This is a genomic window from Bradyrhizobium sp. sBnM-33 (assembly GCF_032917945.1).
GTDB lineage: Bacteria > Pseudomonadota > Alphaproteobacteria > Rhizobiales > Xanthobacteraceae > Bradyrhizobium.
In genome coordinates this window covers 5730386-5744015 of the sequence record NZ_CP136624.1, presented here as the reverse complement: position 1 = coordinate 5744015, position 13630 = coordinate 5730386, and the positions used below count along the sequence as shown (strand labels likewise).

General features: G+C 62.5%; 12 protein-coding genes. 4 read left to right on the top strand and 8 right to left on the bottom strand.

Annotation, left to right across the window (positions count from 1 at the left end):
- The first annotated feature begins 21 nt into the window (after nucleotides 1-21).
- Nucleotides 22-408 carry a HesB/IscA family protein gene (locus RX328_RS26900; protein WP_171710914.1) on the top strand — a complete coding sequence of 129 codons (387 nt, stop codon included), beginning with the start codon at nucleotides 22-24 and terminating at the stop codon, nucleotides 406-408.
- Here RX328_RS26900 and RX328_RS26895 read toward each other — a convergent pair.
- Entirely contained in the window at nucleotides 338-1294 is a 957-nt protein-coding gene (locus tag RX328_RS26895; RefSeq protein ID WP_213247765.1) for an SIR2 family NAD-dependent protein deacylase, read from the bottom strand. The genes RX328_RS26900 and RX328_RS26895 overlap by 71 nt on opposite strands.
- An 89-nt stretch (nucleotides 1295-1383) precedes the next feature.
- Between RX328_RS26895 and RX328_RS26890 the strand changes: the two genes are divergently transcribed.
- Complete coding sequence (locus tag RX328_RS26890; protein WP_213247370.1) at nucleotides 1384-1815, top strand: TfoX/Sxy family protein; 432 nt, start codon at nucleotides 1384-1386, stop codon at nucleotides 1813-1815.
- A gap of 6 nt (nucleotides 1816-1821) precedes the next feature.
- Here RX328_RS26890 and RX328_RS26885 read toward each other — a convergent pair whose 3' ends face one another.
- Complete coding sequence (locus tag RX328_RS26885; protein WP_213247368.1) at nucleotides 1822-2889, bottom strand: GGDEF domain-containing protein; 1068 nt, start codon at nucleotides 2887-2889, stop codon at nucleotides 1822-1824.
- Nucleotides 2890-3014: 125 nt separating this feature from the next.
- Nucleotides 3015-4526 (bottom strand): DEAD/DEAH box helicase, encoded by a 1512-nt coding sequence (locus RX328_RS26880; protein WP_213247366.1) that lies wholly within the window; start codon nucleotides 4524-4526, stop codon nucleotides 3015-3017.
- 383 nt (nucleotides 4527-4909) lie between these two features.
- On the opposite strand from RX328_RS26880, the gene RX328_RS26875 reads away from it, so the two are divergent.
- Both RX328_RS26875 and RX328_RS26870 read left to right on the top strand, forming a co-directional pair.
- Entirely contained in the window at nucleotides 4910-6406 is a 1497-nt protein-coding gene (locus tag RX328_RS26875; RefSeq protein ID WP_213247364.1) for a caspase domain-containing protein, read from the top strand.
- A 322-nt stretch (nucleotides 6407-6728) separates the two neighbouring features.
- A complete protein-coding gene (locus RX328_RS26870) occupies nucleotides 6729-7940 on the top strand; it encodes an FAD-dependent oxidoreductase (RefSeq protein WP_213247362.1) in 1212 nt (403 codons plus the stop codon).
- A 100-nt stretch (nucleotides 7941-8040) separates the two neighbouring features.
- On the opposite strand, the gene RX328_RS26865 is transcribed toward RX328_RS26870, so the two are convergent.
- The 5 genes from RX328_RS26865 to parE all read right to left on the bottom strand — a co-directional run bounded on the left by RX328_RS26865 (nucleotide 8041) and on the right by parE (nucleotide 13546).
- A complete protein-coding gene (locus tag RX328_RS26865) occupies nucleotides 8041-8772 on the bottom strand; it encodes an outer membrane protein (RefSeq protein WP_213247360.1) in 732 nt (243 codons plus the stop codon).
- 270 nt (nucleotides 8773-9042) lie between these two features.
- Nucleotides 9043-9813, bottom strand: a complete 771-nt coding sequence (locus tag RX328_RS26860; protein ID WP_213247358.1) for an SDR family NAD(P)-dependent oxidoreductase — start codon at nucleotides 9811-9813, stop codon at nucleotides 9043-9045.
- Between the two features lie 120 nt (nucleotides 9814-9933).
- Nucleotides 9934-10119, bottom strand: a complete 186-nt coding sequence (locus RX328_RS26855) for a hypothetical protein (RefSeq protein WP_213247356.1) — start codon at nucleotides 10117-10119, stop codon at nucleotides 9934-9936.
- A gap of 311 nt (nucleotides 10120-10430) precedes the next feature.
- A complete protein-coding gene (locus RX328_RS26850) occupies nucleotides 10431-11267 on the bottom strand; it encodes an outer membrane protein (RefSeq protein ID WP_213247354.1) in 837 nt (278 codons plus the stop codon).
- 224 nt (nucleotides 11268-11491) lie between these two features.
- Nucleotides 11492-13546, bottom strand: coding sequence for a DNA topoisomerase IV subunit B (gene parE, locus RX328_RS26845; protein WP_213247352.1), 2055 nt, complete (start codon nucleotides 13544-13546; stop codon nucleotides 11492-11494).
- Nucleotides 13547-13630 lie beyond the last annotated feature (84 nt).

Sequence of the window (13630 nt, the reverse complement as noted above, 5' to 3'; positions counted from 1 at the left end):
CGACGCCGGAGATCGACTGCAATGGATACCACCGTCCAGTCCAAGCCGAAGCCGCGGCCGCGCCCGCAGGTGATGAAGCTGACCGAGGCCGCCGCCGCGCGGATCACGGAGCTGACCAAGCGCGCCGATTCCGAGATCGTCGGCTTGCGCGTCGGCATCAAAAACGGCGGCTGCGCCGGGCAATCCTATACGGTGGAATACGCCCACGAGATCCGCCCGACCGACGAAGTGGTGGAGGACAAGGGCGTCAAGATCCTGGTCGATCCCAAGGCGGTTCTGTTCCTGCTCGGCACCGAGATGGACTACAAGGCCGACAAGCTCCAGGCCCAGTTCATCTTCAACAATCCGAACCAGGTCTCGGCCTGCGGCTGCGGCGAGTCGGTGCAACTGACGCCCGCGAAGGTTTGATCTCCTTTGTTGCCGGCTCAGTAGCTGGCTCGGGCAACGTGCGTATTCTCGCCTGAACGTCGCGCAGCAGTGCGACCAGCGCATCGTCCACGGGCGTGTCTCCCTCCGGCGCGAGCAACGTCATCCCCCAGCGCGCCAGCAGCGCCTCCTGCACGGGGTTAGGCGAGGGCATGAACACGAACGAACGTGGGCGATCCTCTTTTCGGCCGGACGTCTCCCAGATCTCCCATATCCGATGCAGCAGCAGGCGGATGTTTGGGTCCGACATGCTGTAGCCGATGAACAGGATAGTCCGTCCGAGTGCGTCGGCGCGGAATTTGATGTCGAGCGGTGAATCGAACGACAGGCGATTGAAAAAGTCGGTCTCCGTCAGGACGAGCGAATCGTCGTCGTCGAAGTCGCCGTGAAACTTGATGATCTGGGTGACGCCTTCCGGCGCGTCGGCGATCTCCTTGGCGTTGGTGATCTTCGCGTACGGTCTGTGGTGAACCTCGAACGCGGTTTCGAGGTTACGGTCGTAGTTGGTGGTGTAGATGGCCGGGAAGTCGAGCTCGACGATCAGCCGATGCAGCTCCGAAGTGGCCACGCGGTCGCAGGCGACTTTCCAGGTTCGGTCCATCCAACTGCGCAGCGGGCCCATGCTGCCCTGCTTCAGGCGGTAATATTCGGCAAGCATCTGGTAGCTCTCGCGCATGTCGTCCATCGTGCTGCGATCGAGCTCCAGCTCATCGAGCAGATGATCGATCAGCGTCTGCCATGAGGGCAGCCCGACCGACATCGAGACGCCGGCGCCGACGAACAGGATGGCATGCCGCTCCTTGATCGCGCGTGCCAGGACATCGCGGGGGGCCAACCGCACCTCTGCACCGCTCTTCGAGTACTTCATGCTCATTCAATTGGCTCTGTTGTGTTCCGTTCCAATTACTTCTGCTATCACTGGCCCGGAACTGCTCCGTCCGCCGCTGCAGGATTTGCATGGACCGCGATTTCCTGATCGACCTGTTTGCCGATTTCGGCCCGGTCACCATCCGCCGGATGTTTTCCGGCTACGGTATCTCCGCCGATGGCACCAATTTCGCGCTGGCGCTGCGCGCCGGCCTCTATTTCCGCGCCGATGAACAGACCATTCCCCAATTCGAAGCGGAAGGCTCGGCGCCGTTTCAGTATCAGACGCGGGCCAAGACAGTCACCGTGAATTCGTATTGGCAATTGCCGGCGCGCCTGTTCGACGACTCCGAGGAACTGGCCGAATGGGCGAGGGCTGCACTGGCAGCGGCGCAGCGCGCGGCCCTGCGCAAGCGGCCGAAGGCGCGCAAGGCGGTCAAGATGAAGGTGTCCGGGAAGGCTGCGGGCAAGCGGCCTGCGAAGCGGAAGGCCACGGGCGCAAGGAAGGCGCCGCGCAAATAGCTGGCGTTAGGCGACCTGGCTGCGGGTCTCGGCGGCGTATTCGGGGTCGACTTCGCAGACCACGCGGTTGCGGCCATTGCGCTTGGCGGCGTAGAGGCAGGCATCAGCACGCTCGATCAGCGAATCCGTGTCGTCGTCTGACTTCAGCATGGAGACGCCGGCGGAGATGGTGACGCGGCCGAGAATTTCGCCGGTCGATTTCTTCTTCAATTCCTTGGCCATGACGGCGCGGCGGATGTGGTCAGCGACCGTCAGCGCCTGACGCAGCCCGGTATTCGGCAGCACCACCGCAAATTCCTCGCCGCCATAGCGGGCAGTGATGTCCTGACCCTTGATGGTTTGCTTCAGCGACATCGCCACCAGCCGCAGCACCTGATCGCCGGTGAGGTGGCCGTAGGAATCGTTGAACGACTTGAAATGGTCAATGTCGAACATCATCAGCGACAGTGGTTCGCCGCTTGCCAGCGCCGTCTGCACCGCCATCTCGATCGAGCGGTCGAAATATTTGCGATTACCCAATCCAGTCAGCGGGTCGGTCAAGCTCTCGGCGCGGATCGCTTCGAGGCTGTGCTGAAGATTGCTGATCTCGGTCTTGGACAGCGCGAGCCGGTTCTCCAGCGCCTTGTTGATCTCGCGCATCTCGCGCGTCGATTTCACCAGGCCGTCGACGATCGCCTTGATCTGATCGCGGTTTTTGGCGCTCCTAAGCTTTTCGTTCGCGCCGCTCAGCTTGGCCTCATAGCTCTCCGACATCCCGAGCGCCTCGGTGATGAGGGTCATCACGTCGTCGATCTCGCCGATCACACGCGCGCCGACCTTGTCGATGCGGTCGGAAGCCTTGATGTGGGAGAGATAGGTTTCGTAGATCTGTTCGAGATCGGACTCGCTCAGCGTGCCGTTGCGCGCCAACGTCTCGTTGATGATCTTGTTGAGGGGAGCATTGTATCCGGTCGCGTAGACGTACCAGATTTCATAGTTGCGTGGGACGGCGGTCTGCCTGAGGGATTTGATCTGGCTCAACGCGACTTCGGCAAACGCCATCGTGCGTTCGTGCTCGTCCAGCAGCTTGACCACTGATCCGTCCCCAATAGCGAGCAGCGCCGGTCGTTGCCGTGCAGCAATGATTAAATTATCGCCGCAAGTTAACGGAGGAGGATGAACGGCCGGTAAACAGTTCCGGCCGTCGGGATCTACGCTTATCAGGCGCGGGCGCGAACGGGCCGCAACAGGAATGCAGGAAGGTGCGAGTGATCGGCGGGCTCCGATTCGACGTCGCGGTGGGCGCGCCGCGGTTCGGGTCGCCCGATCGAGGGAACGCGCGAAGGCTGCGCAGGGGCGGGCGGCGAGAAGGCGGTCTCCGGCTGCGGAGCGGCACTGCGGCCTGCGCCTTTGGCATGCCGTGGTTCACGATCGGCGCTCTTGTCGCTGCGCTTGTCCGTGCCTCTGGCCTGTCGCGGCTCGCGTTCGCCACGCGGTTCGCGATCGCGCCGTGGCTTGCGGCCGCCGCGCGAACCTTCTCGGGAGCCCTCGCGTGAACGATGTTCGCGCGGCTTATCGCCTTCCTCGGACGAGTCCGAGTGCACGGTGTAATCGTCTTCAGCGAGGGGAATGGTTTGCCCGATCAGCCGTTCGATCGCGGCGATTGATTTATTGTCGAGCGAGGTGACGATCGAAATCGCGGTGCCGGCGCGTCCGGCGCGGCCGGTCCGGCCGATTCGATGCACGTAGTCGTCGGCATGATGCGGCACGTCGAAATTGAAGACGTGGCTGACGGCGGGAATGTCGAGACCACGGGCGGCGACGTCGGAGGCCACCAGCAGCGGAATCTCGCCCTTGCGGAATTGATCGAGCGCCGCGGTGCGCGCCGACTGGTCCATGTCGCCATGCAAGGCACCGACGCTGAAGCCGTGCTTCTGCAGCGATTTGTAAACGACGGCGACCTCGCGCTTGCGATTGCAGAAGATGATCGCGTTGTTGAGATCCTTGGCGTCGCGCAACAGGCGGCGGAGGATTTCGCGCTTCTGGTGCGGCTCACGACCGCAGCCGACCTGGAATTGCGAGACACCCGTCGCTGTCGTCGCCGGCTTCGATACTTCGATGCGCTCGGGATTGTGCAGGAAGGTTTCGCTGATGCGGCTGATTTCCGGCGGCATCGTCGCGGTGAAGAACAGGGTCTGTCGCGTGAACGGCACCAGCTTGCAGATGCGTTCGATATCGGGGATGAAGCCCATGTCCAGCATGCGGTCGGCTTCGTCGATGACCAGGAGTTCGACGCCGGTGAGCAGGAGCCCGCCGCGCTCGGTGTGGTCGAGCAGTCGGCCGGGAGTTGCGATCAGGACGTCGACGCCACGGGTCAGCTTGGAATCCTGGTCGCCGAACGAGACGCCGCCGATCAAAAGCGCGACGTTGAGTTTCTGTCCGGCGCCGTACTTGTCGAAATTCTCTTTCACCTGTGCCGCAAGTTCGCGGGTCGGTTCGAGGATCAGGGTGCGGGGCATTCGTGCCCGGGCGCGGCCCTTTTCCAGAAGCGTGAGCATAGGCAGGACGAAGGCGGCAGTCTTGCCGGTGCCGGTCTGGGCGATGCCGAGGACGTCGCGGCGGGCCAGAACGGGAGGGATCGCCTGTTCCTGGATGGGAGTGGGGGTGGTGTAACCGCTGGCCGCAACTGCGGCGAGGACCTTATCGGAAAGACCGAGATGGGAAAAAGACATTGAGCCTCTAGTCGACACCGCCGTTCGGAATCGAGGGTAAAAAGGCTGTCGCGTTTTGCCCCGAAACGGCGCGCTTTGAAAAGCTGGGGGCTCTGACTCACGCAGACGAGCGGCTAACCTAGGGAATCGCGTTTCGATCCAAGGCCGCGTTGAGCGCGAACATAGGGTCGAAATGGCCAAAGTCAATCTGGGAACAGCAATATGGTCGAAAAAGCTTAATGTTTTCGCACAAATAAGGGCGAAAACCGTCATTTGGCCGTCAAATCGAGCCGCGGGATTCGCAATAGATCGACACCGTTGAACCGTGGGCAATGACGTGCCGACTATGGCATGAAGCGGTTTGCACGGCCCAAACAGGACGATTCGTGCGTGTGGGGAATTCGATGACCTCCTGGCTTTCCAGACTCCTGGCCGCGACGGCCATTGTAGCGAGTTGCATCACATCCACCGCGCCCGCCCATGCGGAAAAACGTGTCGCGCTCGTGGTCGGCAACAACGACTACCGGAACGTGCCCAAGCTGCAGAAGGCGGTCAACGACGCCCGCACCATGGGCGATACGCTCAAGCAACTCGGCTTCACGGTGATGGTGGCGGAAAACCAGAACCGGCAGGCGTTCAGCCAGACGCTGCTGGCCTTTGACAAGGCGGTCGACGCCGGCGACACCGCGTTCTTCTTCTATGCCGGACACGGTTTTGAAATCGCGGGCCAGAATTTCCTGCTGCCGACCGACGTGCCGGCGGCGACCGAAGGGCAGGAAGAGCTGGTCCGCGACGCCTCGATCCTCGCCGACCGGATCATCGAGCGGATGCAGAACCGGAAGGTGCGCACCGCGATCCTGGTGTTCGATGCCTGCCGCAACAATCCGTTCGAGCGCGCAGGTACGCGTGCGGTTGCCGGCGGCGGCGGTCTCGCGCCGATGACGCAATTGCCGGAAGGCGTGTTCTCGATCTTCTCGGCGGGGCCACGGCAGACGGCGCTCGACCGGCTCTCCAATGACGACGCCAACCCCAATTCGGTGTTCACGCGAACTTTCGCGAAGGAATTGACGCAACCCGGCGCGAACCTCGTTCAGGTCGCGCAGCGCACGCGGCGGGCGGTCAGCGAATTGGCGGAGACCGTCCGTCACAAACAGATCCCGGTTTACTTCGACCAGATGGTCGACGACGTGTTCCTGAACGGCATAGTCAAGGGCCAGCCCGACGCTGCGACGTCCGCCGAGCCGCTGCAAAAGCTTGCAGCCTTGCCGCCGGTACAACGCCTGCAGCCGCAGAACGATTCCGTGAACGCGCCGATCGCGATGTTCTCGCGTCACAATGGCGGCTGGACCGTGGTGTTCTCGATCGCCGATCCGACGCTCGGCATTTCCTGGCGGATCGGCGATAGCGGCGATTTCCGCGAGACCGGCTTCATGGATACGCTCGACCCGCGGACTCGAAAGCGGATGCCCAACCCGTCGGTCGAGTTGCCGGCCGATGCGCCGGCGGCCGTCATCCAGGTGCGCTATGTCGACACCAATGGCGAGTTGCAGGGGCCGTTCCCGATCCGGTTCGATCCCGAGGCTGCGCTGATCCGCGACCAGCGGAAGATTCTCGACATGACCGCGACGAGCTGGCTGTCGTTCCGCGAGTACAACGGGCTTCTGGTCTACTATACGCACCTGATGTCGTACCGCTGCGCGATCCGCGAAGTGCGCGTCGGCATCGACAGTGCGGTGCCCGACAAGGTGCTGAAAATGCCGCCTTGCAACACGCGCGATCCCAGCGTCATTCCGCACGACGCGCAGCCCTATTTGAAGCTCGCGCCGGCGACCAAATCGGTCTCCGTCGAATTGACCTATCGCGACGGCAGCGTGTCGGAAATCAAGAGTTTTAGGCGCTGACGGCCGCATCAGTGCCACATGGTTCAAGACGCGCGAAGACGCGCTCCTCACCATGAGGGTCTGAGACGTCACCGTGCCCCGCGAAGGCGGGGCATCCAGTACGCTGCGGCTTATCGGTTCAATTACTGCTGCCTCTGGAACTGGGTCGCCCGGTCGAGCCGGGCGATGACAGGTGAATGCGTGTCGGCGTTCTCGCGGCGCATTGCGCCTGTTCAGCAAATTGGATTTTCTGCGGAGCGGTTTTCGCACCGCATTTGGCTTTGCCGGTCCGGAACAACGTGATTGACTTGCCTCGCCGACAAATCGGCGACAGGAGCGAGCGATGAAAGTACGTTGCTGCATTGTCGGCGGCGGACCGGCCGGAATGATGCTCGGATATCTGCTGGGCCGCGCCGGGATCGATGTCGTGGTACTGGAGAAGCACGCCGATTTCTTTCGTGATTTTCGCGGCGACACCGTGCATCCCTCGACGCTTCAGGTGATGGACGAGCTCGGGCTGATCGACGGCTTCCTGAAACTGCCGCACCAGCGCTTGCAGAAGATGCAAGGTATGTTCGGCGGGGAAGCGGTGCGGATCGCCGATCTGAGCAGGCTTGACGTCAAATATCCTTTCATCGCCTTCATGCCGCAGTGGGATTTTCTCAACTTTCTTCGCGAAAGCGGCAAGCGGTTCGCCTCGCTCAAGGTGATGATGTCGACGGAAGCGATCGATCTCATTCGAGACGGTGAGCGCGTCACCGGCGTGAAGGCGAAGACTCCGGATGGCATTATCGACATCGAGGCCGACCTGACCGTTGCCTGTGACGGACGCCATTCGCTGGTGCGCGAACGCGCTGGCCTTGAGGTCGAGGAAATCGGCGCGCCGATGGACGTCCTGTGGTTTCGCGCCGGCAAGCGGGAAGGTGAAGGCGAAAACCTGTTTGCGCGGGTCGATCCCGGCAAGATGATGGTGACCTTCGACCGCGGCGACTATTGGCAATGCGCGTTCGTGATTCCCAAAGGACAATACGACGCGGTGAAGGCGAGGGGGCTGCCCGCACTGCTCGACGACATCGCGCGCATGGCGCCGGTCCTGAAACCGGGACTTTCCGAGGTAAAGAGCTGGGACGACGTCAAGCTATTGACGGTTGCGGTCAACCGGCTGAAGCGCTGGACGCGGCCGGGACTATTGTGCATCGGCGACGCCGCGCATGCGATGTCGCCGATCGGCGGCGTCGGCGTCAACCTCGCGGTTCAGGATGCCGTGGCGACGGCGAATCTGCTGGCCTCGAAGCTGGTGAGCGGCTGCCCGTCGGAAGATGAACTCGACGCGGTGCGCCGGCGGCGCGCGTTTCCGGTGCGGATGACGCAACGGATGCAGGTCGTCGTGCAGAACAACATCGTGAACGCTGCGCTGAAGCCGGGCAACCAGCCGCTGAAGGCTCCGCTTGTCATGCGCCTCGTTACCGCCATCCCTTGGCTGCAGGGCGTCACAGCGCGATTTGTAGGGCTCGGCGTACGCCCCGAGCATGTGCAGTCGCCGATCCGAGCCTAGCGGACGATGGGTGCAGCAGGCATTCCAGCGAGCAGAAAGCAACAAAAAGCCCCGGATGATGCCGGGGCTTTGAGCTGTCGAGGGCTATCAGGTAGCCGTATCAGTACCTGGCGACGACCGGGCCGCCGAAGCGATAGCTGATACCGCCACGCACCGTGTGAAACACCGGATCATGTTCATACGTGAATCCGGGGAACGAGAACACAGAGGCGTTCCGGAAAGTGCCGAAATCGGTGTAGCGGTACTCAAGACGGGCCGACCAGTTCGGCGTGAAGCCGTATTCCCAGCCTGCGCCCACGGTCCAGCCGGTGCGGGTGGTGGAGTGGGTTTCAAAGAAGGTGTTCGCGTTGACGTAAGTGTGCTCCATATCCGCCCAAGCCACACCGCCGGTCACGTAGAGCAGCGAGTTGTTGAAGGCCACACCGAGGCGGCCACGGATAGAGGCCTGAGCATCCAGCCGAAAGTCCGTGCCATCGAGGCTGGGGATGAGGCGATAGCCGCCGTTGATGTCGGCGCCTTCAAGGTCGCCTTCGAGACCGATGACAAACTGACCGACCTGCCAGTTGTAGCCGATGTGACCACCGCCAACGAAGCCATCAGTGTTGAAGCCCTGAGTGAAGCCAGTGGGCAGGCCCGTTGCGGTGACGAACTCAGTGGTGCTGTTGTCACCCCAGGCGTAACCGACCTGTGCACCCAGGTAGAAGCCGGTCCAGTTGTAGACGGCAGCGACTGGCGCGGGAGCTTTGGTGTAAGGCCGGGCGGCCAGATCGGCGGCCGAGGCGCTAACGGTGCCGATGGCCAGAGCGGCGGCGGCGAGAGCAATTCTCTTCATGATTTCCCCAATCCGTACAAGTAACGCGAGCAATTGATGCTGACGCAACATAGCCCAGGATTCGCAAGAGTGCTGTCACCTACGCGCCACAGTCGTGCAACTTCGCACTGCCACACCAATAGATTGCCGGATCGCGGTCGATATTCGGGTCCGAGGCGGGTAAAAAACCGAAGTCTCAGCGACTTGGCTGCGAGGTTGGGCGCCGGGAAATCACCTTAAAGGCGAATCGGTTTTGCTTCAGCGTTAAGGGCTTCCTAACAAGCAGCCCGCCTATCCCATGATCGAATAGCCGCCATCGACCGGGATAGCCGTGCCGGTGACGAAATCCGACGCGGGCGAGGCGAGGAATACGGCAATCCCTGCAAAGTCATCGATCGCGCCCCAGCGCGCCGCTGGCGTGCGCGCCAGCACGCGGTCGTGCAGGCCGTCGATCTCCTGGCGGGCGCGCTTGGTGAGATCAGTGTCGATCCAGCCCGGCAGCACGGCGTTGGCCTGGATGTTGTCGGCTGCCCAGGCACAGGCGCAGGAGCGGGTGAACTGCACGATGCCGCCCTTGCTTGCGGCATAGGCTGGCGTGAAGCTGGCGCCGAAGATCGACATCATCGAGCCGATATTGATGATCTTGCCGCCGCCGGCCGCCTTCATCGCCGGATAGACCGCCTGCGAGCACAGGAAGGCGCTCGTGAGGTTGGTTTGGATCACGCTATTCCACTCGGCGATATCCAGTGCATGCGGCGGCTTGCGGATGTTGATGCCGGCATTGTTGACGAGGATATCGATGCGGCCGAGTTCGCGGACGACGCGCTCGATCATGGCGGCGACTGCTGCCTTGTCGGTGACATCAGCCGCAACCGCAATCGCCTTGGCACCGCCTTGCGTAAGCTCCGCGACCGCGTCGGCCGACTTCGCTTCGTTGCGGCCCACCACGGCGATCGCCGCGCCGGCCTCTGCGAGGCCCCGGGCCATGCCGAGCCCGATGCCGCCATTGCCGCCGGTGACGATGGCTGCCTTGCCGGTGAGATCGAAGAGTGTTGCTGCCATTGTGTTTCCTTCCTTGTCATGCCCGGGCTTGTCCCGGGCATCCACGTCTTCTTTGCCGCCGATTTTTAAAGCCGTGGATGGCCGGGACAAGCCCAGCCATGACGAGCGAGAAACCCACGCCTAGCGGTTGCCTAGCCAGATTAGGATCAGGCCGACGGCGCCGAGCACCGCACCATATCCCGCCCATTGCAGCTGGTTGATCATGAAGCTCGAAGGTGGCCAGCGAATCGCGCCCGTGCCCTGACCGATCCACAACAGGCCGATGGCAAGCGCCAGAAAGCCGATGATCGAAAGCGATCGGGCCATGGATTTCCTCCTGCTGCCTTTTCGACCTCTGGGACGACGCGCGGATCTATAACAACCCCGACAGGAAACCGTTGCCGGTGGCAGCCGTAGCTTCCGAATCTAATATACAGCCAGCCGGCTTCGCGAGGCCGGAATTCGCGGCGTCGCCATCTCAAGGGTCATCATGAACCCCGGACGGTCATTCTCACGCTCACGCTGGCGATCGCCGCCGCCATCACTCGTGACCGGTCGGTGGGTGCGGCACCCCGCAGACGCAAAAAAGCCCCGGCCAATGCCGGGGCTTTTGAGCTGCTGAATTAGCTTGGCAAAGATCAGTACTTGGCCTGGATCGGAGCGCCGCCCCAGTTGAAGCGGTAGACCAGCGAGGTGCTGATGGTCTGCACCCAAGGCTTGAAGGTGACGGCCGTACCCGTCGGACCGACGAAGGGAGCGGCTCCCGGACCAAGCGTCTCCGGCAGCGTAGCGCGGTCGTAGAATGCCGAGCGGTACTCGGTCTTCATGAACCAGCCGGGCGCAGTGATTCCGAAAATATCCAGGTTGTTCTCGACACCACCGCCGATGAACCAGCCGTTGCGCTGGAAGGAGTCCGTGGTGGCAAACGTAGCACCGCCGCCAGGAGCCATGGTGGAGAGGCTCGAGCCCGACCATTCCGAACCGGAATAACCGCCGTTGACGTAGGAGAGCACGTTCGGCGCAACGAGATAGCCGAGTCTCACGCCGGCTGCATAGCTGGTGCGAAGCTTTTCGCGGCCTTCGATGAAGAAGAATGGATCGCTCAGCGAGCCACGGATGTCGCCGAACTGTCCGTCGCCGAAGATACCAGCCACCCAGCGGCCGCCGAACTGCCAGTCGTAACCGATACCGACCGTTCCAAACCAACCGCTGCCGCCCAAGCGCTGATCCCTGGTCAGGGCAGTTCCGGCGGCTCCAAAAGCGCCAAACGGTCCGACAACGCCAGTGCTCACTACGTTGCTGTCGGCTGCCCACAATCCGCCGCCTGCACCACCAAAGATGTAGAAGCCGGTCCAGTTGTATGCAGCAGCGACCGGAGCCGGAGCCTTGGCATAGGGACGGGCGCCGAGGTCAGCCGCAACGGCCGATCCAGTCATTGCCGCCACCGCGGTCAGAGCGAGCAGTACCTTTTTCATTTCAAGTCCCTTACCTAGGTGCGCCACCGCTCTAACGGAGTGCGCGAGCGCCGATTCCCAAAATCCAGTAACGTGACTATACGCAGTTCCAGCCAAAATGCTGTTGCGGGGGGAGCACACTGGGCCGAAAAGGATGACCGGCAAAAGCCCGAAAAATGAGCAAATTCCGGCAATGACTGGCCAAATAGGCCGAAGATCGCCGGAAAATCGCCTTTTCTGATGAGTCAGACGTCCAGCAGCTCGTCGCTGGCGAATTCCGCCTTGTCTGAGATGAAGGCGAATCTGGCCTCGGCCTTGGTTCCCATCAGCCGCTCGACAGAATCGGCCGTGCCTTCGCGGTCGTCGGCCAGAAGCACCACGCGGAGCAGCGAACGCTTGGTTGGGTCCATGGTCGTTTCCTTGAGCTGCGCGGGCATCATCTCGCCGAGGCCTTTGAAGCGGTTCACCTCGACCTTGGCGTTGGCGTTGAATTCGCTCTTCAACAATGCGTCTTTGTGTGCATCGTCGCGTGCATAGACCGACTTGCTGCCATGGGTGAGCTTGTAGAGCGGCGGCACCGCCAGATAGAGATGGCCCTCGTCGATCAGGCGCGGAGTCTGCCGGTAGAAGAACGTGATCAGCAATGACGCGATATGGGCGCCGTCGACGTCGGCGTCGGTCATGATGATGATGCGCGAATAGCGCAGATCCTCTTCGCGGTAATGCGCGCCGGTGCCGCAACCGATCGCCTGCATGAGATCGGAGAGCTGAGCGTTCTGGGTCAGCTTGTCCTTGCCGGCAGAAGCGACGTTGAGGATTTTTCCGCGCAGGGGCAGCACGGCCTGGGTCTTGCGGTCGCGCGCCTGCTTGGCGCTGCCGCCGGCCGAATCGCCTTCGACGATGAAGAGCTCGGAGCCTTCGGTCGCCGTATTAGTGCAGTCGGCGAGCTTGCCGGGCAGGCGCAGCTTCTTCACCGCAGTCTTGCGCGAGGTTTCCTTCTCGGCGCGGCGGCGCAGCCGCTCGTCGGCGCGCTCGATGACGAAATCGAGGAGCTTGTTGGCCTGCAGCGGATTGCCCGACAGCCAGTGGTCGAACGGGTCCTTGATCGCCTGCTCGACGATCTTCTGCGCTTCCGCCGTGGCGAGACGGTCCTTGGTTTGGCCCTGGAATTCTGGCTCGCGAACGAACACGGACAGCATCACCGCAGCTCCAACCATGACGTCTTCCGACGTGACGGGCGCGGCGCGTTTGCCCTGGCCGATGCGCTCGGCGTGGTCCTTCAGGCCACGCAGCAACGCGCTGCGCATGCCGGATTCATGGGTACCGCCGTCCGGCGTCGGCACGGTGTTGCAGTAGGAGGAGAGGAAGCCGTCGGCATCCGCGGTCCACGCGACCGCCCACTCGCAGGCGCCATGGGCGCCGTTGCGCCCCGACTTGCCGGAGAAGATATCCGGGTGCACCAGCGTATCGGCGTGAATGGCGGCGGCGAGATAGTCCTTCAGGCCGCCCGGGAAGTGGAAACTGTCCTCGGCCGGCACGTCCTCGATGCCCTTCAACAGCGCGGGATCGCAGCGCCAGCGGATCTCGACGCCGCCGAACAGATAGGCCTTCGAGCGCGTCATCTTGAACAGGCGCTGCGGTTTGAAGGCCGCCTTGGCGCCGAAAATGTCGGTGTCCGGCTTGAAGCGGATGCGGGTGCCGCGGCGGTTGTTGATCTTGCCGAGGTCTTCGAGCTTGCCCTTAGGGTGGCCGCGCTCAAAACTCATCCGGTAGAGCTTTTGGCTGCGCGCGACTTCGACCTCGAGCCGCGAGGAGAGGGCGTTGACCACGGAGACGCCGACGCCATGCAGGCCGCCCGAGGTCTCGTAGACCTTGGAGTCGAATTTGCCGCCCGAGTGCAGCGTGCACATGATGACTTCAAGCGCGGATTTCTTCGGAAACTTTGGATGCGGATCGACCGGGATGCCGCGGCCGTTATCGGTAACGGTGAGAAAGCCGTCGGCGCTCAGTTCCACCTCGATGAACGAGGCGTGCCCTGCGAGCGCCTCGTCCATGGCATTGTCGATAACTTCCGCGAACAGATGGTGCAGCGCCTTTTCGTCCGTGCCGCCGATATACATGCCGGGGCGCCGGCGCACCGGTTCCAAGCCTTCCAGCACCTCGATATCGGCCGCGGTATAGCCGGCCTCGGCACTAGTTGCCCGCGACGCGGCCTTGGGCGCAACGCGGCCCTTCGGTTCCGCGCCAAAAAGGTCGTTGGCGGGCTTTGATTTTGTAGCTGATTTCAATGATTTGGACATGGCTCTTTAGATGTTGCGCGCAGCGCGCGGCAGCGAATCGGTTGCTGTGACTATGCCACGGATGGGCTCAAAAAGTGACCGCCG